Genomic DNA, 21,123 nt, shown 5'->3' on the forward strand with positions numbered 1-21,123 from the left:
TTAATAGTTCAATAGCTTTTCTAATTGAGCCTCCACTTTTTCGGCTGTAGGTAACATGGCTTTTTCTAAGTCCACATTTAGTGCAATAGCCGGCAGATTAAGTGCTCCGTAAGTCATTACTGGGGCGTCCAATATTTCAAAACACTCCTGTGAAATACGACCAGCCAAAGATTCTGCAAAAGAATTCTGCAATGGCTCCTCAGTAAGCACCAAAGCCTTATTGTGTCGCTTTACAGCCTCAATAACTCCCTCCCAATCTATTGGATTAAGCGTTCTTAAGTCCAGAATCTCTACGCGGCCTTCAAACTTTTTGCTAGCTGCCTTTGCCCAGTAAACCCCCATTCCATAGGTAATTACCAAACACGACTCACCATTTTCCATGACCTCATCAGCAGCGTATTGATCTACTCTTGCCTTACCCAATGGCACGATGTACTCCCCATCAGGCTCAAAAGTTTTTGCTTCTTCAGTTCCTGGCACTTTAGACCAGTACAAGCCTTTGTGCTCAAGCATTACAACTGGGTTAGGATCGTGGAAAGCAGCCTTCATTAAGCCTTTCATATCGGCCGCATTAGAAGGACAAACCACCTTAATGCCGCGAATATTCAGTAAAGTAGATTCTACACTGCCTGAGTGATAAGGGCCACCTCCACCATAAGCACCAATCGGTACACGAATAAGCGATTGAATTGGAAACTGCCCCTGCGACAAATAGCAACTTTTAGAAAGCTCCTCTACCAACTGGTTGATGCCCGGCCAAATGTAGTCGGCAAATTGAATCTCCACTATTGCCTTAGCGCCCACTGCCGACATACCTGCGGTAGACCCCACAATGTAAGCCTCTTGAATTGGCGTATTGAAAACCCTACCATCGCCATATTTTTGCGCTAAAGTAGCGGCTTCTCTAAACACGCCTCCCAATGTCCCACCAACATCCTGCCCATAAAACAAAGCCTCAGGATGCTGTTTCAAAATATCGTCAACGGCATGCAAAGCAGCATCAACCATCACTACTTTTTCGGCACCACGTGGTTTACGTTGGCCTTTTTCTTCGGTAATTGGTGTTGGAGCAAACTCGTGATTCTCAACAGTAGCCGGATCAGGATCTTCAGCATTTAATGCACGAGCATATTCAGATTGCACGAAAGCACGCACATCATCTTCTAAACCAACAATATCTTTTTCTTTATAACCAGCAGCTTTTAGTGCCTTTCTCAGCTTCGGTATTGGGTCCGACTTTTGATGCTCATTCAAATCGAAATCGCCACGGTACCATTCCTTTCGAACACCCGAAGTATGGTGCCCCAACAATGGTGTGGTAGCATGTACCAAAATCGGCCCTCTGTTTTTTCTCACATAGTCAAAGGCCTTTTTCATGCCTTCGAAAGATCCCACAAAGTCAGAACCATCCACGCGCATACGCTCCATCCCCTTAAAACCAGCAACGAATTCATAAGCATCCATGGCGCGCATTTCTTTACCCGTGGCACTAATCCCCCATTCGTTGTCCTGAATCAAATAGACAATAGGCAGTTTATGCAAAACGGCCATTTGCATGGCTTCAGAAACTTCGCCTTCAGTAACGGAACCGTCACCCAAAGAACATACTACAACTGGTTTATTGTTTCCCTTTAACAGTCCTTGGCCTTCTAAGTAATGTAAACCGTGCGCCATACCTGTTGCCGGAATGGCCTGCATACCCGTTGCCGAACTCTGATGAGGAATAGTAGGAAAGCCTTCACGCTTTAAAGATGGGTGACCATAATAGGTTCTACCTCCAGAAAAGGGATCATCTTTTTTACCCATAAGCTGCAGCATAAGTTCATATGGCTGCATGCCTATCCCCAAAAGTATAGACTCATCGCGATAGTAAGGAGCGGCAAAATCGAATGGTTGTAATTGGAAAGCAGCCGCCAACTGAATGGCTTCATGCCCACGAGAAGTACTGTGCACATACTTGCTGCATACCGCACGATTTTCATCGTATGTAACCGCCATTTGGTAGGCAGTTTGCATTAAGCGATACGCTTTCTCCAGTGTTTTTTTAGGTATGTTGATGTTTTTATTTGATGTATTTGTGGTCGACTTCTTCTCTTTTAATTCCATTCGGCTACTATCAATTTACAGAACAAACTTAACCAATTATTCAATCGATTACAGAAAAAACTAACGTTCGGTAGTAAAACCATTTAAAGAACGAGGGAATCCTTTTCAATGTTTGGTTTCAGGAACTATAATATGCTTTATGTTCTTAGAGAATATGATAATTTTGCGCCATGCCAGCAATTGACAAAGCCCACATAGCAAGTGTATTTAAAAATATTCAAGACCACATCTGCAAAGAACTAGAACGTGTAGATGGTACAGGTGAGTTTATTCAAGACAAATGGCAGCGCCCAGGCGGTGGCGGTGGCCGCAGTCGTGTAATGCGCCATGGAAGCATTATTGAAAAAGGCGGGGTGAACTTTTCTGAAGTGCACGGCAAAACACCAGAGAAAATCCTCAAGTCTTTTGGCCTTACGGAAGGTGACTTTTTTGCGACTGGGGTGAGTATTGTGCTTCATCCAGAAAATCCGTGGGTTCCCATCATCCACATGAACATCCGCTACTTCGAAATGTCTTCTGGCACCTATTGGTTTGGCGGTGGCATAGACCTTACCCCTCATTATGTAGATAAAGAGGATGCCATCTTCTTCCACGAAAAACTAAAAGCCGTTTGCGATAAGCATAGTCCTAATTATCATGCTGAATTTAAGAATTGGGCCGATGATTATTTCTACATAAAGCACCGAAAAGAAACCCGTGGTATTGGTGGTATTTTCTTTGATCATTTAAGTGAAGATGAGGATCATACAAAAGAAGAGCGGTTCAACTTTGTAAAAGATGTTGGGTTAGCCTTCGCTCCTATTTACACACACTTTATGAGCAAAAACGCCAAATTACCTTATGGCACGCGAGAGCAGGAGTGGCAGAACATTCGCAGAGGTCGCTATGTAGAGTTTAACTTGGTACTGGATAGAGGAACAAAATTTGGCTTAGAAACAGACGGCCGAACAGAATCTATATTGATGAGCCTGCCGCCAAACGCGGGCTGGGAGTACGATTATGACCCTCCGAAAAAGTCTAAAGAGGGAGAAACCCTTGCCTTGCTTAAAAAGGGAATTAACTGGGTATGATAGAGCAATTAGAGGCTTGGGATAAATCGCTTTTCCGTTTTTTAAATGGACAACATAATGAGTTTTTGGACTTTCTCATGCCATGGATTAGCGATAAATACATTTGGATTCCCCTTTATGCAGTAATCCTCTATGGATTAATCAAACATTCTGGTTACAAGTACTACTGGATTCTGCTCGGCATTGTGTTACTCATTTTCTTGAGCGACCAAGCCGCATCGGGTATTCTCAAACCATGGGTTCAAAGGTTCCGCCCTTGTTACGATCCTGAAATAAAGGAGACCGTACACTTACTAAAAGGTTGCGGAGGCCGATTTGGTTTTGCTTCTTCACACGCCTCGAACTCGTTCGCCATTGCCTTCCTTACCTGGTTTTTACTCAAAGACAAGTTTAAGTGGACGTGGTTTTTGATTGTATGGGCCGCTGTAGTAGCCTATAGCCGCGTTTATCTTGGAGTGCACTTTCCGGGCGACATTATTGTAGGAGGAATACTTGGTTACTTAGCCGCCTTAATTATTAATTTTGGGCTAAAGCAAACCCTTAACATTAAGAAAGCTTAAATTGAACTATGGCTAAGAAAGACGCTATCGTATACAAGTACTTCAAACGTGTGTTTGACGACTTCCAAGTATTGGTTGCATTGAACCCAATTGACTATTCAGGCACTGAATTGATCATTCACCCAGACGGAAAGGTGGAAAAAAACGACATGCAATACGATGAAGACATCTATGATGATCTTGAAGTTGATGAGTTCAAAGAGAGCAGTCCCCTTGAGTTTCAGCTATATATGAAAAAGGAATTCTTTACTCGAAAGGAAGACAAAGAATAGTCTTTTTAGCCCGTTTGAAAAACGTAAAGAATTTTTCCCATTCTCTTTTTTGAAAGCAATAAATCTTAATACCTTTGCACCCGGCAAAGGGATGCGACCAGCTCCTGCTGAACTCCCCCAGGCTGGGAACAGAGCAAGGGTAGGCGGTTGTAGCGGTGCGACATCCTGATGCCTTTTTTTATTCCCTCCTAGTTCGTATCATTATATACGAACAATCTCATCACCACCTATGTCTCCTTATGTTGCTGAATTTATTGGCACTGCCGTTTTGCTATGCTTTGGTAATAGCGTAAATGCTGCCACAACCCTAAAATATTCTTACGCCAATGGCGCAGGATGGATAGTTACCACCGTTGGTTGGGGCCTAGCCGTTACTTTTGGCGTATATGCCGCCAGCGCAGTTAGCGGAGCACACATCAACCCTGCCGTTACTGTATCGCTCGCTATTTCGGGCGACTTTGAGTGGGTTCAAGTGCCTGGTTATATCATTGCTCAAGTTTTGGGTGGGATAGTTGGTGCCAGCCTTGCTTGGCTGCAATACCTACCTCATTGGGGCAAAACTGAAGACCAAGGCGCCAAACTCGGTGTTTTTTGCACCGCAGGTGCAATCGATCAGAAAAGCGCTAACCTTGTAAGCGAAATGCTCGGCACCATGATCTTGATGTTCGGCCTACTAATGATTGGCGCCAACCAATTTGCCGAAGGCCTAAACCCATTGGTTGTTGGTGGGCTCATCGTACTCATTGGTATGGCTCAGGGCGGTTCAACTGGTTATGCTATAAATCCTGCTCGTGATTTTGGACCTAGGTTAGCACACTTTCTACTGCCTATAAAGGGAAAAGGAAGTTCTAAATGGAACTACGTTTGGGTGCCAATTGTAGGGCCAATTGTAGGTGGCGGAGCAGGCGTTGCTATATACGGACTTGCTTTTAACAGCACAACATCCATACTCGGCTGGGCATGCATTGCCATTACTGCCATTGCCATTTTTTATGCTATTATTGAAGAAGGAAAGAAAAAGTAAATGACTACGACCCCAGCACATGATGCCAAAATTGCCAAGATGACATTCGCATCGGTTTACCCTCACTACGTTACCAAAGTAGAAAAGAAAGGACGAACCAAAGAAGAACTTCACACTGTAATCACTTGGCTTACCGGTTTTGATGATGCAAAGATTCAAAACCTAATTGATGAAAAAGTAACCTTTGCTGACTTCTTCAAACAAGCCACACTACACCCAAATGCTCCTTTGATTAAAGGAACCATTTGTGGCTATCGCATTGAGGAAATAGAGACTCCCCTAACACAACAAGTTCGCTATTTAGATAAACTTGTAGACGAATTGGCCAAGGGTCGAAAAATGGAAAAGATTTTAAGAGAGGCCTAATTAAACTAAAACAAAGCACTCACCTGTACCCTACCTAAGTGAATTGCATCATTTTCGCCCGACTTACGGCCGTCATAACTAAGAATCAATTGCAGACCATTTCCTAACCTCTGCTGCCAATTAAGGTTCCAAGTAAGATTACTTCCTGGCCTTAAGGCTTCTAGCATTTCATAACCAATGGGAGAAGTTTCTTCGCCATTAAAAGCTATTTCTACCCACTTTAAACGTGCGCTAATCGTCCCCTTAGCTGCTTTGGAGAATCGGGTTTCTAAACCTAGTTCGTTTAATGTTGCTTCCTCATCGCTCGCCTCATCGAACACGTTCACTTTGTTTTTGAGCGAGTAGGTTCCCGTAAACCTAAGTGTGGTAAAAGGCTGCCATGTGATTGAGGGTTGCCACGTTTCTACATCAATTGTATAATTACGCGTGGTCAAAACATCCGAAATACTGGTTTTTAGTCCCTGTATGTAATTCACATCGAGCACCAATCCTCGGTTGAAAGACCAGCGTACATGCGAGCGCAAATCTCTCGAGGCATTTTTCTCAAAACCATTGTAAAGTAACTGCTTGTTTTCCAACCTCGTAAAACCAACATCAGCACCAAACTTGGCATTGGTTCTATTAAAAAAGAGTGTGGAACGTAAACTCTCTTTGGCCGAAAGTATATCCTCTTCACTCACATTGGTTGGCCAAAGCCTAGCGAGCAGATCATCATCCGTTATTTTCGAGTCGACCGACCAAGCCGTTACGTTCGAAAAGTGCTGGATGAATTTCTTCAAACCGCCATCCTCTTTCCAGTTTCGGGGAAACTGCACATTCAATCGGTACGAAACTGTGGTATTAAATGCCTCTACGAAATCATCAGTTGGCACAAATATTTTCGCATAGTTCTTCTCATCAGGGTTAATTGCTAAGTAGAATTCATTCAGGTCCTGAACGCCATCACCGTTATCGTCTCGCCAAGTATGTGTACCCTGCCCTGTTGGCACCGGAATAAAAATAAACTCTCTTCTCAATTCTCGGCTATTGGCCAAATTGTAATTGAGGTCTGACTGAATAATGCGTTTAAAAAAACTACCGTTCCAATCAACCCTCCCCATTATGGTTCGGTCGTCTTCAGCACTACCGTCCAAATACTCCAAATTGCGGTAAGTAAACAGCATGCTCAACCTATTAGCTTCATTTATTTGGGTATTGAAAAATGCATTGTACGTATTAGAACGGGTGTTATTGAGCAAAGCACCATTCACCGGCAGTCTATCTTCTCTGAGCTGTACATCAACACCGTAGGTTGTTCTAAGGGTATCAGCGTTCTTAAGGTAGAAGGTATGCTCTTCAAAGTTCATTGCGGTGCTTTCCACTTCGCTGGTAACGTTATCAGTCACCGCATTCCGATCGACTTTATACCGATAGCCCGGAATGAAATACTTGGAGTTATAAGAAATGTCTACCGAAGAGCGATTCCACTCTGATGTAACATCTGGTTGGCTATTGTGCATATAAAAGCCATCAAAAAGCAGTCTAAACCGCCCTAACTCCTTTGTTCCATTTATGTAGTGCTGAAAACCGTCAACGGCAATTCCTCGCTTTCTACCTAACAGTCTATAGCTAAGCCCGTTCAACCTGTCTTTTTGTAACGAAACGTTGGCATTCAAAATATTCTCCGAAAATTGTTCGGTGTAATCAGCTGCATTAAAACTCCAGTCTCGGTCAAATTCTATGTACCGAATGCGATCTATAAAAGAGAACGACTCATCATCATATTCATATGAAAGCCCCGTATTCAACTTATAGCCTTCAAGCCCCCGAATCGGCCTAGCCTTACCTTCATAAATTACCTTATAGGCCATGCCTTTGTCATCCTCACTATCTAAATCAGAGTATAGGTTTACATCGTTTTTAGAAAAAGCCACTTCCACATCCAACTTATCGAACTTAGAAAGTTTGTAGCCGCCATTAAGGGTAAACATCGATTTCTGATTAGGCGCATAAAGTGGTGAAACCGGCTCATAATTACCGCTTGGAATGCCTGCCACCGGTGGTACCCATTCATAAACTCGACCATTTGCAGTCGTGTTTTTAAGTACATAGTTACCGTTGCCCGAACCTACTTCGCTAAACTGCACATTGTAAAAAGCTGAATCAGGATTGGTTGAGTACTCGTATATCTGATACACATTATTCTGAGCATCTTGTGCGTTGGTTTGTCTATACAAAATAAGGTTTTCATCATAGGCAACGCTATCTACTCTGCTGGTAAAAGCTTGATCGAGATTATCACCAGCATTCGCCAGAATTTCCTTTTCATCAAAACTTAAGTCGAAAGCTAAAGGCCGGTTTCTATTATCCTTTTCACTATAGTAATTCACCCCAAAGTTTAGTTTTTCGTTGGCCTGCTCATGCTCGAGCAAAAAGATCGATCGACTGTAGTTCTGATCAGAGAACTCGTAGTCTATTCTAATGCGCGTAAACTGGGTAATAAGTACCTTATTGGTAAAGGTAATTTCAGCCAGGTTGTAGTCTATTACATAGTCGTAATCATAGCCACGTTGCATTAGCTGCCCATCGATATAAACCTTTTCGGAACCAGCTAGAATAATGATAAATCGCTCATTATTGGGCCCTCGCACTCTGTACGGACCTTGCACTCCTTCAATTGGCTCAACACTCACAGAACCAAATCTACCCTTAGCCACCGAACCAGCCACGGTAGTACTTGCCTTAAAACCGCCTGGCATATCGTAGCTAGTTTTAAGTTGCCCACCCTGCACATTCTTATAATATTTCAGAAAATTAGTAGGCTCATTCTGCAGCACTACATCACCCGCCCTCAAGGAAAAATCATCATTAAAAAGCTCAATAAATACATTGTCAAAATCTTGTAACTGCTGCGTATTTCCTTCTGGTTGAAAAGGCACATTTCTATCGGTTATCACCGCCCTTAAGTTCATGTTATCACTCAGCCGGCCTTCCATTTGCAGGTTGAGTGTGGAGTTAACAAAAACGTCTTGCCTATTACCAAACGATATGCCCCTACTTATGCTCCCTGTTTTTGCGATATCTTCGGTTTTAACCACTTCAACACGTTTAGGTATCGCCAGCTTTTGCTGGTACAGCACAGCATCTTTAAACAAAGCCGTAGAATCATAAATATCGAGCGTTTTATTAGCCTTGGGAGTGTGCAAGTCGTAGGGTAAGGTTCGGTAGCAAACCCTGATGGAGTCTAACCCAGTAGGCTTACTTACTTTAATGGTATTGGCTTGTAGATTAAAGTTGTACGCTGGCTGATTGGCCGCATCGAATCGAATTGACTCTGGAAATACAGTCAGTGAATCAAGCACTAATTCCTGATCGAAAGTGCTAATCCATCGGCAATTCTCTCCCCCCTGTTGCGCGAGCACAGCTGGAGTTAAGAGCAATAAAAAACCGACCAGTAAAGTTCGGAGCACATCTAATCAATTAATGGGAATTCAAGGAAGAAGGTGGTTCCATTCATCTCTTCAGATTCAAACCATATACTCCCTCCGGCATGTTCTACCCCACGTTTTGCTATGGCCAAACCAATACCGGAGCCTTGTTCTTTGGTGCTAAATTTAGGTATAAAAATTTTGTCTTTAAGCTCAGCAGGAATCCCCAAACCATCATCGTTAAAAGTAACTCTAGCCTTGTTATGCGTTTCTTCAAGTTCAACCAACAGGTTGGTAACAGTTCCGGACTTGGCAGCTTGTGCCGCATTCAGAATCAGGTTATTGAAAATTCGTCCTAAAAGCTTCTCATCACCCAAAACCCAAACGGCTTGTTTTGGGATGTTTGTTCTAATATTGATCTGATCTTCATGAAACAAATTGACAGATTTCCGTAGCACCTCTGTAAGGTTCATCCGTTCACTTTGAGGAATTGGCATTTTGGCGAACGAAGAGAACGAAGTGGCTATGTCGCTCAAGGTTTCTACCTGGCCTAGCAAGTTATCAATCGGTTTGTCAAACTCTTGCCCTAGTGCTGGCGCAGCGTTCAATACGCGCTTTAAATGCTGCAGCTTGAGCTTCATAGGAGTAAGGGGGTTTTTGATTTCGTGCGCTACTTGTTGCGCCATTTCTCGCCAAGCCGACTCCTTCTCTCGCATGGCCAGCTCCTTTTTACTCTTTTCAAGATTCTGCAACATTTTGTTGTACTCGCGTACCATTAGGCCAATCTCATCATCTGTAGGCCAATTCAGCGGCTCATTTTCGCGCGTAAGGGTAGTCGATTTAATCTTTTGCGTAAGGTAGGTAAATGGGTAAGTAATGATTTGAGATGCCAAGAATGAAAGCACCACGAAAATCACAAAGATAAAAGTGAATGAGTTTAAGATGTTCGAAAGGATCTCGCGCTGCTCCATATCCAGCTGCTCTTGCGAATCGAAAAACGGCATACTCAGTACGCCCAGCAGTCGGTTATCTTCTCGCGAGCGCACACCATAATAAGTGGACTTATACGAAAGGGACCCCACCGTCTCAACATCTAATTGCTCCGTATTTCCAGACTCAACAATGCCGGCCATGGCCTTAGGTTCGGCATAGGGTGCCAATAACTCATTCTCAAAAATCAGTCTCTGGTTTGTAGCCAATAATCGGCCATTAATTGTAAACAAGTTGATATCGGCACGGGCGTATTCGCTGATCTCCGAAATCCTATTTTCAAGGTATTCATTGTTCTCATTTTGCCCCTCCAAAAATATTTGCAACTGATTGGCAATGTTCTCTCCCGCACTTTGAGTAGTCGCCATATATTGCTGCTCCAGGTTACGCTCTACCGTATCGTTAACCAAGCGGAGCACCACAATACTTACCATAATGAGGGGTAAAAAGAAGGCAAAATTCAGCAGCAACTGAACTTTGGCTGATATGGTGGTGCCTTGTTTTCTAGCATTGGCATATGCCGCTGACCCTCCAAAAATCACAATAATCAACCCTACCATAAAGAGGAAGAAAAGAGAGAAATTGGTGATTAAGTAACGCAGTGGATAAACCGGAGTGGAAATGATGAGCACCTTATCTTCATCATTCGTTTCAAATGCTAAATGGAGATAACCCTCCAGCACTTGGCCTCTCCCAAACAGTAAATCCCTATTAACGGCCTGCCAACTAAAATCTCTGTTATAATTAAAATGGCCAGCATGATCGCCTAGTAGTTCGCTGCTAAAAAAGGCATAACTATACTTGTCTGAGTCACCGCTGCTTTCGGTTTGTTCCAAAATAAGCTGTGGTAAAATGCTGTTATTAAGCTGCTTTCTTCTATCGAGTTTTACGAGTACATGCCCAATTACTGTATTGTACCGTAGTACATCACAGAACAAATAATACTGCTTTAGCTGGCTCGGAAATTGGGTGTTCAAAAAGTAAAGCCCTTCAAAATCGGTGCTGTTTTCAGGAACAGCATACACCTCCTTTAGTACTTCAAAGTTTATGGCAGAAGCATTACCAATCGGCTTTCCTGTACCGTTAAAAAGCAGCACTTCTATCTCGTACTTATCGAAGTAGTCACCCAAATAAACCCTTCTAACCTTTTGGCGAATAAGCTCCTTTGAAGAAAACGGATTAGAAATATTGGTTTGAACAAGAATATCGGACTGTATGTTTTTTTTAGCCTCTGACAGCAAAAACTCTGCTGTTAAATCATTCTCGGTTTGAAGATCTATGGACAGGCTCATTTTGTCCAAAAGAGCTTCTTGTTCAAGCCTATCGTTCAGTAATACTAAGCTTATTGCTGACCAAATAAAGGCCGCTAAAAAGAAGTACAGAAAGGTATTGTAATTCAACAGCTCTAGCTGCTCTGAAAGCTGAAAATTGTAAGCCACAATTACGTATAGGACCAACAGAACCAATAAGATGCAGTAAGTGTAGCCGAACAGCACGGCCAGTAACAAGGCTACTATCAATAAAACTGACAACACAATGTTAACTCGCCTTTTATATACCAGCTTGCTCAGTTCTTCCAGTAAAAATTGAACCGATAAAAATGGCATAATTACGCAAAGGAAAACCACTACATAGGCAATCACCTTATGCAACGGAAACCCTACGTCCTGCACTATATCGAATGACCATTGCCCATTTGTAAGCAAGGAGTTAAGTGTAAACACAAAAAAGAAAACCGTGATTGCGGTACACAACACAGTTATAAGCACGCGAGTAGGACTTGTGCTGTATTGGAGTTTTTGCCGTACCGTAAAAAGTCTGTAGGCGTAACCCACAAAAATGAGCACCCACAAAACATTCAATAACAAATCGCCTAAAGATGGCTGCCAAGTGCCGTGCGCATAGAGTTTTGCATCAAAAATAGTCCACTCAAAAATGCTAAAAGGATACTCGTACAAGATCATGAAATAGCGAACCACCACAAGGCCAACGAACAATATACCTACGCTTAACCATGGCCTTTCTCTTGCATCAAAAAGGTTAGCATACTGCCAAACAGCAAATAAAAAGCTAAGTATCGCAAGTAGGTAAAGTGTGAATATAAGTGCCGAATAGGTGGGGTAATCTATCTTCATTCGGCTGGTGCCTGCAAAAGAAAAGAGGAAAATACCCTCCTTAGAGTACACATTAGCTTCTTCCACAGCCTGATCGCCCGACAAAACAAAAGTGGAGTGACCAAAAATATTACTGTTCAATCCACTCTCTTCAAACTCCTGTGCAATGGGCACTTGAGATGATACTGGCAACAAGGCGTAAATTTCGACTACGCGATTTTGTGCACTGTTAATCACTTTGCGCTTAACTATATATTGCCCGCTTTGCAACGGCAAAAACCTGTAAATGTAGGCTCCCTCAAGCGTTCCATACTTTGGCACAAAACGGTTGGTACTCCAAAAAATAACTTCCCCATTCTCAAAGATGAAATAGGGCATTTCTTCATTTACAGAAAACCTGCTGAATAAACGATTAAGATCGACAATGGCCTTATTGCTGATGTTTTGGAGGTGATCGTCCAGCCTGTCTAACTCAGCATGCGTATTTTCTGTTATGGCCTCCTTGGGGTTTACACGCTGCTTTTCATCAGAAAAAATGGCTTCGTCAATGGTTAAAGTAGCCACCACAAACACCAAACTTATAAGCAACGCCTTGTGTGAAGAGAAAACTTTCAGGATTTGACTCAAACTAATTACCCTTTTGCTGAATGGAAACTAATAATAATTTTCACTTGATGCGAATTAGTACATTCCAAGCAAAAATGCTACCCAAATAACAAAAGGAGCAAACTACTTATAGAAAGCTCTGATTTAAGTTACTTCTTATTCCCGCCAAACTTTAACCCACCAAAAGCATAGAGGTAGATGATGCGGGATGTCCGAAACATAATCGGGTAGAGTAAGATAACTTCTGAAATGATTGCCAGCATGTAGACGTTCTCCGAAACTGGGTGGAAAAACATGTAGATAATGAAAGCCGACACAAGAAAAAGGCCCACAGAAAGCGCGTAACTTATATACATGGCACCATCGAAAAAGCGAGGTTCTCTTTCGAACTTAACTCCACATGAGGTACACTCCTGGTTGATTTTAGTAAACTTAGCGAGGTTGTAGGCTCCGTGTTTGAATAGTTTTCCTTCTCTGCATTGCGGGCATCTACCCTGCAAAACTGCCTGTACCTTGGACCTTTCTGACATGCTTATTCTTTCTACTGGCTCTGTACCAAAAATACCCGATTAGCGCAGCTGCTATATACGGGGTGAAAAATAAATAGAGAATTCCGATGTTAAGATTAGAAGCCATGGAAGTATCGCCCGCACTAACAGAAGACTCTACCGAGCCTCTACACATGGCACACTGTGCCAACATAGGCAACTTTACAGTAAGCAAAAGCGCCAGGCCTAAAAACGTGCGTATCGCGATTCTTTTCATGCTTCAAATTTACAATCTAAACGCCTCAATTCCCATTAATGTGCATAATAAGGACTAATCATTAAGTAAACTGTAACTCCGGTTACAGATACATAAAACCAAATAGGAAAAGTATATTTAACAATCTTCTTATGCTTGTCAATCATTCCATTTAGGGCATAGTAGAAGGCCAATAAAACCAAAGGAACAACACCAATAGACAACACAATGTGTGAGATCAATAAGAAGTAATAGATCGGTCGCACAATTCCCTCGCCACCAAATGGCGTAGATTCTGCACTGGCATGGTAAAGCACGTAAAGTACAAGAAATATGGCACCAAGAATAAAAGCCAAACTGTTGAACCTTTTATGTGCATCGATAAGCTTCTTTTTAACAGCAATAAATGCCACCAATAAACAGATAGCAGTAAGTGTATTTACTGCACCAATAATATGCGGCAGGGTGTAAACCCAGTCACCCAAATCTAGCTTAGTTGGCAAACCCAATAACACTGCTACGGCCACAGGAATTGCCACAGACAAAACCCTAATCCACACCAACGACTTCTTTTGATCCAATGCTGCTGCCATCACTCTTCTATTTCAGTTTTTAATATGCGTAACTCAAGTATTAAGCGATCTGTTTCCTCTCGCTCGGTAATATTGTAATACCCTCTAATTTTATTCTGTTTATCAACCAGCACCACACGGTTGTCTATGCGTGTCATGGCCATGTCGCAAAACTTAAGTTTGGTCCAGTTGGTAGAATCAAGCACACTACGATTCCAAAATGCGTCCATAAAGCGAATACGGCTTTGGTAATTGTTAATGGCCTCAAGCGGCAAAGAAGCACTATTCACAAAGGTCATAAGCGCTATTTCCTCGTCATTGTAAAACACATCCTGCACTCGCTCTAGCTCTTCCATTCGCAGCTTAAGCAGCGGACCATCCATTCGCTCAAAATGAACCACCTTCACCTTATTATCGGGCAAAAGATTATTGCTTACATAGTATTGTGTTTTGGCCTTGTTAAGGCAAGGAGTGCTTAATGAATCACCCAAACCCTGTTCGTAGTAAACCGGAATGGTAAACTCATTTCTACCAAACGATTTCAAGAAAAGAAATATGGCTATGGGTAGAATGATGAGTAAGAAAAGAAAGACCGCTTTTTTATTCATGGTTATATACTAAAAAGTCAGACCAATTTTCACCGGTCTGACTTTATTGATATTATTTAAAAGTCACTAATGACTATCATCTACATGTTCAGTTCCTGCAGGAACATAGTTTTCAATTCCTCTGGCTTTCTTAATTGCTGCACCTTCCAATTGAACGAGTGCTACTATTAACCATACCAAGAATAACATTGGAAGTAAGATTGAATAGATCAACCCCTTAACCTCATGACCAAGGTGCATGAATTCACTCACAATGTAGAAAGCTTTCACAATGGTAAGTCCAATAAAGATTATTGTTCTCAACATTCCGGCATCCATAGTAAAGGCGAATACATATTCGATTGCCGTTACAATTGCAAGAATTCCTGCAATCTTCCAAATGCCCAATATTTTAGATCTATCAGCAGGTTGAACCGCTACGCTAGTTGTTGCTTGTTCCATGTTCTTAGTCTATCAGATTAAGTAGAAAAATGTGAAAACGAATACCCATACAAGGTCTACAAAGTGCCAGTACAAACCAACCTTCTCAACCATTTCGTAATGTCCTCTCTTCTCATACAAACCATTGGCTGCATTAAAGAAGATGATTACGTTCAATACAACACCAGAGAACACGTGGAAACCGTGGAAACCGGTAATAAAGAAGAACAAGGCAGCAAATGCTGGCGGTCCGTATTGGTTGAAAGTTAGGTTAGCACCGAAAATTTCATAATTCTCTTTCCAAATACCGTTTACAACTACATCAGAAATAGTAGCGGTGTCTGTACCAGAGATAAAGTGACTCCACTCAAGTGCTTGGCAGCTCAAGAATGCAATACCACCTATAACCGTCCAAAGCATCCATTTCACTACAGCTTTCTTATCCATTCTTTGTCCTGCTTCTACGGCCAATACCATAGTAACAGAAGATAAAATAAGGATGAAAGTCATCAAACCAACGAATACCAATGGAAGCTCCATACCATGCAAACCTGGGAACGCTTCGAATACCTTTTCCGGAATTGGCCAATATTCTGTTGAGAATGTGAACGTAGAAGGGTCACCTTCATACTGAGGTGCGCTCCATCTTAAAAAGGCATAAGTAATTAGTAAGCCAGAAAATGTAAAGGCATCAGACAGCAAGAAAAACCACATCATTAGCTTTCCATAGCTGGCCTTGAAAGGCTCTGCGCCCCCGCCCCATAAGCTTCTTTTACTCATTGTAGCAGTAGTTGCCATAAACGATCAATTATAATTAGTGATTAAGTAGCAAAAATATGAACAAATATATCCAAAGTCCTCCTAGAAAGTGCCAGTAAGTTGTACTCATTTCCATGTTCAGCATGTTTTTTGAGTGCACCTTGTACTTAAAGGCAGAAACTAGCATATACAGTAAATAAATCACACCACTAACAAGGTGTGCACCATGTATGCCTGTAAACACATACATAAAACTTCCGGCCGGATTCCCTACAAAGAACACCCCTTGGTCTACCAATTGGCCCCAAGCTTGGAACTGACCGAATAGAAATACTATCCCGAGCACAGTTGTGATTGACAGTGCCAATTTCACCTGCTCAAATTTATCTTTCTTGGCAGCCATATATGCCCATTGCATGGTAATACTGCTTGCCAATATAATTCCTGATGTTACCCACAACATTTGTGGAATATCGTACTGTAACCAGTCACCATCGGCCTGACGTACAATGTGTGCACTGGTAAAGGCCGCGAAAATCATTACTACGGTTACAATGAACAACCACAATGCAAACTTTTTAGGGTGCATTGAAAGCGGTTGCTGAACCGGTGCGTCTACTAATTTATACTCCTCCGTCATCATTTCACCATGTCTAGTAATAACGCTATTTGAACGATCGGCAAGTAAAGGAAAGAACCAAACATGATTCTCAGTGCCGATTTTCTAGATTGATCCTGCATCAACTTAATGGTAGATGCCAAGAACAACACACCACAAATGGTTACCACCACTGCCGAGTTGATTCCCGTTAAGCCAAAGTATGCAGGCAGCAAACCAAGCGGAATCAAAAACAGTGTGTAAGTCATTATTTGGAAAGCTGTCTTCAAATCCTTCTGTCCTTCAACAGGTAAAAGTTTAAAGCCAGCCTTTTTATAATCTTCATCGGCTACCCATGCAATTGCCCAAAAATGCGGGAACTGCCAAATAAACTGTATACCGAAAATTATCAATGCTTCGTGAGAAATAGCTGCAGTAGCTGCTGTCCACCCCAAAAGTGGTGGTAAAGCACCAGGTATGGCTCCTACAAATACTGCAATAGGCCCTACTCTTTTAAGCGGTGTATAAACAAAACTGTACAGGATCATAGAAAGTACAGCCAAGCCAACTGTTAACATGTTAGTCCACTGATAAAGCACAACCAAACCTAACAAACCAACAATGGTCGCAAACCAAATAGCTTCGCTGCTAGTAAGTCTGTTCGTTGGCAACGGACGTGTTGATGTTCTCTTCATCAACTTGTCGTAGTCCTTTTCTAGTACTTGGTTAATGGTACAAGAGGCACCAGAGATTAAATAACCGCCCACAAAAAGCATAGCCAATTGCTGCCAGTCAACCTGACCACCCATAGCCAATGCGTAACCAAAAGCAGAAGAGAATGAAACTAATAATGAAAGCCTCATTTTCAACAACTCCACATAAGCCTTGGCTTTGTTCAACCAAAGGTTAGAAAGATCAATATTTGCTGAATTCCCCTGAATCATATTCCTCCTATAGCTTCATTTCCTTTTTGTCGCATAATCAGGAACAGATAATACTGAACTCCCACAATTAGCGACCCGAGTAACAAATGTATTGGTTGAATAAATGCCGGAATGGCAAAGTAGGCCATAATTACGCCCGATAGTATTTCGATTACCACAATGGAAACCAAAAACAACATTGGTTTTGTAAATGCTCCGTTGTCGTTAGTCTTCCACAACTTATAAAACAAGTAAACATGCAAGCCAAGTAACAACAGCGAATAAGACCTGTGAATGTAGAATGTAAGTCCTAATTGACTCACCCATTCTGCCCTATTCTGAACAGCATCGGCAATCATGTCTATCGCCTCTCTCACTTCAGTACCGAGTACAATCTGCACTACAGTTAAAAGCAAGCAAACAAAGGTGATTAAAGGTAATTTTCTATCAATTCTAACACCGAAACTACGTTGCTTACCAGCTCGGAAATAAACGTAAATCAATAAGCATACAATCAGCAAAGCCAAAAGCATGTGCACGGTTATCATCCACTGAAGCAAGTTGGTACTTACCACTATTGAGCCAATCCATCCCTGGAACCCGACCAATACAAATGCAAGAAATGAAAGAACGGTTATGGTTCTATCTTCTTTCCAGTAGCGCAATGAAAGCACAAATGTTCCGAAGATGAGCAAACCTATTAGTGCCCCAACCAAACGATTGACATATTCTGTCCACGTTTTTGCCGCATTGAAATCTGCTTCAATCAGAATCGACTCATCCTTTTCAATCTGATGCGCCAGTTCTTCAAAGCCCAATGCATTGAGGTATTTTACAAACTTTACATTCTTCTCAGCCCTCTGCTGAGCGTAAACATCTTTGTAGTTTGACGGAAGTTGGGCTACCTCTGTAGGTGGAACCCAACTCCCGAAACATTTGGGCCAGTCTGGGCATCCCATCCCCGACCCGGTGCTTCTTACTATACCGCCAACGGCAATCAGTAAGTAAACAGCTATAATTGTGACGGCAGAAAACCGTCTGAATAATCTACCGTTAGTGCGCTTTTGATTCATCAACCACTATTTCGTCAGCCTCCTCTTTCTCCAGCGCAATCAAATCGTTCTCATGAGGAAGGTTAGATTCCATAGTTTCTGAGAATGGAACAGTTTGAAGAATGAAGTCTTCTGCTGCACCCGGCTTAGAATAGTCATAAGGCCATCTGTAAACCGTAGGAATCTCTCCAGGCCAGTTTCCGTGACCAGGGTTGATCGGTGTAGTCCACTCTAGTGTAGTTGATCTCCAAGGGTTCTCTGTTGCTTTTCTTCCTCTGTAAATGCTGTAGAAGAAGTTGAACAAGAAGATGAACTGACCTAGGAATGTAAAGATAGCCGCAGCCGAAATGAACATATTCAAGTCGGTGAAACCACTAAACGCATCAAAGTTGGTGAATGAGTAGTATCTTCTTGGGAAACCTGCAATACCAATGTAGTGCATTGGGAAGAACACAGAGTAAATACCAATAAAGGTTAACCAGAAGTGAATATAACCTAAACGGCTATCTAACATTCTACCAAACATTTTAGGGAACCAGTGGTAAACACCAGCTAGTAGCCCGAATGCTGAAGCCGCTCCCATTACTAAGTGGAAGTGAGCTACAACAAAGTAAGTATCGTGCAACTGAATATCGATAGCGGAGTTACCTAGGAAAATACCCGTAATACCACCTGAGATAAATACAGAAACAAGACCAATTGAGAACAACATAGCAGGCGTAAACACAATGTTACCTCTCCACAATGTTGTTAGGTAGTTAAATACTTTTACGGCCGAAGGAATCGCAATGATCAATGTTAAGAACATGAAGATCGATCCTAAGAATGGATTCAAACCAGACACGAACATGTGGTGTGCCCATACGATGAACGAAAGGAAGGTAATTCCCATCATTGAAATGATCATCGCTTTGTAACCAAAGATCGGCTTTCTTGAGTTGGTAGCAATAATTTCTGAAGTAATACCTAGTGCAGGAAGTAGTACAATGTACACCTCTGGGTGACCCAAGAACCAGAACAAGTGCTGGTAAAGGATAGGGCTACCACCTACGTTTGGCAATGCCTCACCACCAATATAAATCTCTGATAGGTAGAAAGAAGTACCAAAACTTCTATCGAACACTAGCAACAATGCAGCAGCAAACAATACTGGGAACGACAACAATCCAATAACAGCAGTTAGGAAGAATGCCCAGATTGTAAGCGGTAGTCTTGAGAAAGACATACCTTTTGTTCTCATGTTAATAATGGTAGTAATGTAGTTAATACCACCTAACAACTGAGAAGCGATAAAGAATACCATGGCTACTAACCAAAGCGTCATACCGGCTCCAGAACCGTCCATTGCTTGTGGCAATGCTGACAATGGAGGATAAACCACCCATCCACCAGAGGCAGGTCCTGTCTCTAAGAACAATGAAACGAACATTATAGCACCTGACACAAAGAAGAACCAGAATGAAAGCATGTTCATGAAACCTGAAGCCATATCTCTTGCACCTATCTGCAATGGAATCAGGAAGTTTGAGAATGTACCACTCAAACCAGCGGTAAGCACAAAGAATACCATAATAGTACCGTGCATGGTTACCAAAGCAAGGTAGAAGCTAGGGTCTAACTTACCCTGAGCATCGATCCACTTACCAAGTACTGGTTGTAGCCAGCTAAGGTCTGCATCAGGAAACCCTAATTGCAAACGGAAGATAACTGACATTGCAGCCCCAATAATTGCCCAGAAAATACCTGTGATTAGGAATTGCTTGGCAATTGTCTTGTGGTCTGTTGAGAAAATGTATTTTGACACGAACGACTGCTCATGGTCATGATCGTGGTGATCATCATGCGCATGAACATCTACTGCTGTTGCTGTTGCCATAATCTATATCTAAATTTTCTTTACTCGTTAATTCCAGCAGTAACAACTGCTAACTCCTTCAAATTATCTGGAACCTGACTCATGTACTCAGGATTCTTAGAAAGCCATGCTTTTTGCTCTGCCTTCCACTTTTCGTACTCTTCCGGCTCAAGTACAGTCACTGTCTTCTTCATAGAGAAGTGACCTTCACCGCAAATTTCTGTACAAGCCAACTCGTAGTTAAAGTCAGGGTTACCCTCTTCAACTCTCATTTCGGCAGTTGTTTTATTCGCTACAAACCAGAACTGAGTAGGCATACCTGGTACGGCATCCATCTTCAATCTCATGTGCGGCATGTATACACTGTGCAGTACATCGCGCGCTCTGATTTTTAGCAATACTGGCTTACCCTTAGGTATAACCAAATCTCTGTATTGGAAGTCATCGAAACCAGCTCTGTCAGAAAAGTCCTGACCGTGGTTATTTACTGCATCAATCAGGCGGTAGTCATAGTCACCTACTTGGTTGTCCATTCCACCGTAGCGAAGTGACCAAGCAAACTGGTAACCCATAATTTCAATTTGTTCTGCATCCTCAGGAGCTTCGCTCATAATGCCGTCCCAAGCCATCCAGCCCGAAATAACCAACCAAGTAAGTACAATGGCAGGTACACCTGTCCACAAGTACTCTAGCTTGTTGTTGTGTGGGTAGAATAATGCCTTTCTATTCTTATCGAAACGGTATTTGTAGGCAAATACGAAAAGAAGCACGTTGGTAATAAAGAACACAATACCGGTGATCCACATGGTTCTCCAGAACAACTTATCGGTCAAAACACCGTGATCTGAAGCTACTGGTGGATCGTAGGCATCGAAATGCGCCCATGAATACCAAGCTGAAAGTCCAAAGAAGCCCACCATAAACACGATCATCAAAATCGCATTTGTATTGTTTGTGGAGCGTGTAGTCTCCTCTCCTTTTCCTTTAACTACATTGATTAGTCGGCTAATTCTGAAGATTAACAACAGAATCGCTACTACTAAGAATACTGCTAATGCTATATAAAAACCGAACATA

Annotated in this window: 19 protein-coding genes and 1 other RNA gene; 6 read left to right on the plus strand and 14 right to left on the minus strand. The window is 42.2% G+C overall.

Translation table 11 applies throughout. The features are described 5' to 3' along the window. A complete protein-coding gene (locus BMW98_RS17175; RefSeq protein ID WP_090260223.1) occupies nucleotides 1–2,106 on the minus strand; it encodes an alpha-ketoacid dehydrogenase subunit alpha/beta in 2,106 nt (701 codons plus the stop codon). Between the two features lie 170 nt (nucleotides 2,107–2,276). On the opposite strand from BMW98_RS17175, the gene hemF reads away from it, so the two are divergent. From hemF to BMW98_RS17205, 6 genes are all read left to right on the plus strand, one after another. Then, nucleotides 2,277–3,176 (plus strand): oxygen-dependent coproporphyrinogen oxidase, encoded by a 900-nt coding sequence (hemF, locus tag BMW98_RS17180; RefSeq protein ID WP_090260224.1) that lies wholly within the window; start codon nucleotides 2,277–2,279, stop codon nucleotides 3,174–3,176. Next, entirely contained in the window at nucleotides 3,173–3,736 is a 564-nt protein-coding gene (locus BMW98_RS17185; protein WP_090260225.1) for a phosphatase PAP2 family protein, read from the plus strand. Before hemF ends, BMW98_RS17185 begins: the two co-directional genes overlap by 4 nt. 8 nt (nucleotides 3,737–3,744) lie before the next feature. Beyond that, nucleotides 3,745–4,008, plus strand: coding sequence for a hypothetical protein (locus BMW98_RS17190; protein ID WP_090260226.1), 264 nt, complete (start codon nucleotides 3,745–3,747; stop codon nucleotides 4,006–4,008). Between the two features lie 85 nt (nucleotides 4,009–4,093). Continuing rightward, nucleotides 4,094–4,181, plus strand: an RNA gene (gene ffs, locus BMW98_RS17195) — signal recognition particle sRNA small type. A 56-nt stretch (nucleotides 4,182–4,237) separates the two neighbouring features. Beyond that, the gene (locus BMW98_RS17200; protein WP_090260227.1) at nucleotides 4,238–5,032 is read left to right on the plus strand and encodes an MIP/aquaporin family protein; all 795 of its coding nucleotides are present in this window, start codon (nucleotides 4,238–4,240) and stop codon (nucleotides 5,030–5,032) included. Then, complete coding sequence (locus BMW98_RS17205; protein ID WP_090260228.1) at nucleotides 5,033–5,398, plus strand: DUF2200 domain-containing protein; 366 nt, start codon at nucleotides 5,033–5,035, stop codon at nucleotides 5,396–5,398. A gap of 5 nt (nucleotides 5,399–5,403) precedes the next feature. Here the strand turns inward: BMW98_RS17205 and BMW98_RS17210 are convergent, their stop codons facing one another. The 13 genes from BMW98_RS17210 to BMW98_RS17270 all read right to left on the minus strand — a co-directional run bounded on the left by BMW98_RS17210 (nucleotide 5,404) and on the right by BMW98_RS17270 (nucleotide 21,122). Further along, nucleotides 5,404–8,799 (minus strand): hypothetical protein, encoded by a 3,396-nt coding sequence (locus tag BMW98_RS17210; RefSeq protein WP_139177646.1) that lies wholly within the window; start codon nucleotides 8,797–8,799, stop codon nucleotides 5,404–5,406. Nucleotides 8,800–8,849: 50 nt separating this feature from the next. Further along, nucleotides 8,850–12,536 (minus strand): sensor histidine kinase, encoded by a 3,687-nt coding sequence (locus tag BMW98_RS17215; protein WP_139177648.1) that lies wholly within the window; start codon nucleotides 12,534–12,536, stop codon nucleotides 8,850–8,852. A gap of 128 nt (nucleotides 12,537–12,664) precedes the next feature. After that, nucleotides 12,665–13,045 carry a DUF983 domain-containing protein gene (locus BMW98_RS20725; protein ID WP_090260231.1) on the minus strand — a complete coding sequence of 127 codons (381 nt, stop codon included), beginning with the start codon at nucleotides 13,043–13,045 and terminating at the stop codon, nucleotides 12,665–12,667. Further along, nucleotides 13,005–13,280, minus strand: coding sequence for a hypothetical protein (locus tag BMW98_RS17225; protein WP_090260232.1), 276 nt, complete (start codon nucleotides 13,278–13,280; stop codon nucleotides 13,005–13,007). Before BMW98_RS17225 ends, BMW98_RS20725 begins: the two co-directional genes overlap by 41 nt. 35 nt (nucleotides 13,281–13,315) lie before the next feature. Then, nucleotides 13,316–13,852, minus strand: coding sequence for a DUF420 domain-containing protein (locus BMW98_RS17230; RefSeq protein ID WP_090260233.1), 537 nt, complete (start codon nucleotides 13,850–13,852; stop codon nucleotides 13,316–13,318). Then, nucleotides 13,852–14,439: a hypothetical protein gene (locus tag BMW98_RS17235; RefSeq protein ID WP_090260234.1), complete on the minus strand. Its 588-nt coding sequence runs from the start codon at nucleotides 14,437–14,439 to the stop codon at nucleotides 13,852–13,854. The genes BMW98_RS17230 and BMW98_RS17235 overlap by 1 nt, the downstream gene beginning before the upstream one ends. Nucleotides 14,440–14,505: 66 nt before the next feature. Then, entirely contained in the window at nucleotides 14,506–14,880 is a 375-nt protein-coding gene (locus tag BMW98_RS17240) for a cytochrome C oxidase subunit IV family protein (protein WP_090260235.1), read from the minus strand. Between the two features lie 12 nt (nucleotides 14,881–14,892). Further along, nucleotides 14,893–15,657 carry a cytochrome c oxidase subunit 3 gene (locus BMW98_RS17245; RefSeq protein WP_090260236.1) on the minus strand — a complete coding sequence of 255 codons (765 nt, stop codon included), beginning with the start codon at nucleotides 15,655–15,657 and terminating at the stop codon, nucleotides 14,893–14,895. A 16-nt stretch (nucleotides 15,658–15,673) separates the two neighbouring features. Further along, a complete protein-coding gene (locus BMW98_RS17250; protein ID WP_090260237.1) occupies nucleotides 15,674–16,258 on the minus strand; it encodes a cytochrome c oxidase subunit 3 in 585 nt (194 codons plus the stop codon). Then, entirely contained in the window at nucleotides 16,258–17,160 is a 903-nt protein-coding gene (gene cyoE, locus BMW98_RS17255) for a heme o synthase (RefSeq protein ID WP_090260238.1), read from the minus strand. The genes BMW98_RS17250 and cyoE overlap by 1 nt, the downstream gene beginning before the upstream one ends. Beyond that, nucleotides 17,157–18,212, minus strand: a complete 1,056-nt coding sequence (locus tag BMW98_RS17260) for a COX15/CtaA family protein (RefSeq protein WP_090260239.1) — start codon at nucleotides 18,210–18,212, stop codon at nucleotides 17,157–17,159. Before BMW98_RS17260 ends, cyoE begins: the two co-directional genes overlap by 4 nt. After that, nucleotides 18,193–20,067, minus strand: coding sequence for a cytochrome c oxidase subunit I (locus BMW98_RS17265; protein WP_090260240.1), 1,875 nt, complete (start codon nucleotides 20,065–20,067; stop codon nucleotides 18,193–18,195). The genes BMW98_RS17260 and BMW98_RS17265 overlap by 20 nt, the downstream gene beginning before the upstream one ends. Before the next feature lie 20 nt (nucleotides 20,068–20,087). Continuing rightward, on the minus strand, nucleotides 20,088–21,122 hold the full coding sequence (locus BMW98_RS17270) for a cytochrome c oxidase subunit II (protein ID WP_090260241.1): 1,035 nt from the start codon (nucleotides 21,120–21,122) through the stop codon (nucleotides 20,088–20,090). Between the last annotated feature and the right edge of the window lies 1 nt (nucleotide 21,123).

It is taken from the genome of Roseivirga pacifica, from assembly GCF_900111145.1.
GTDB classification, from domain to species: Bacteria; Bacteroidota; Bacteroidia; order Cytophagales; family Cyclobacteriaceae; genus Roseivirga; species Roseivirga pacifica.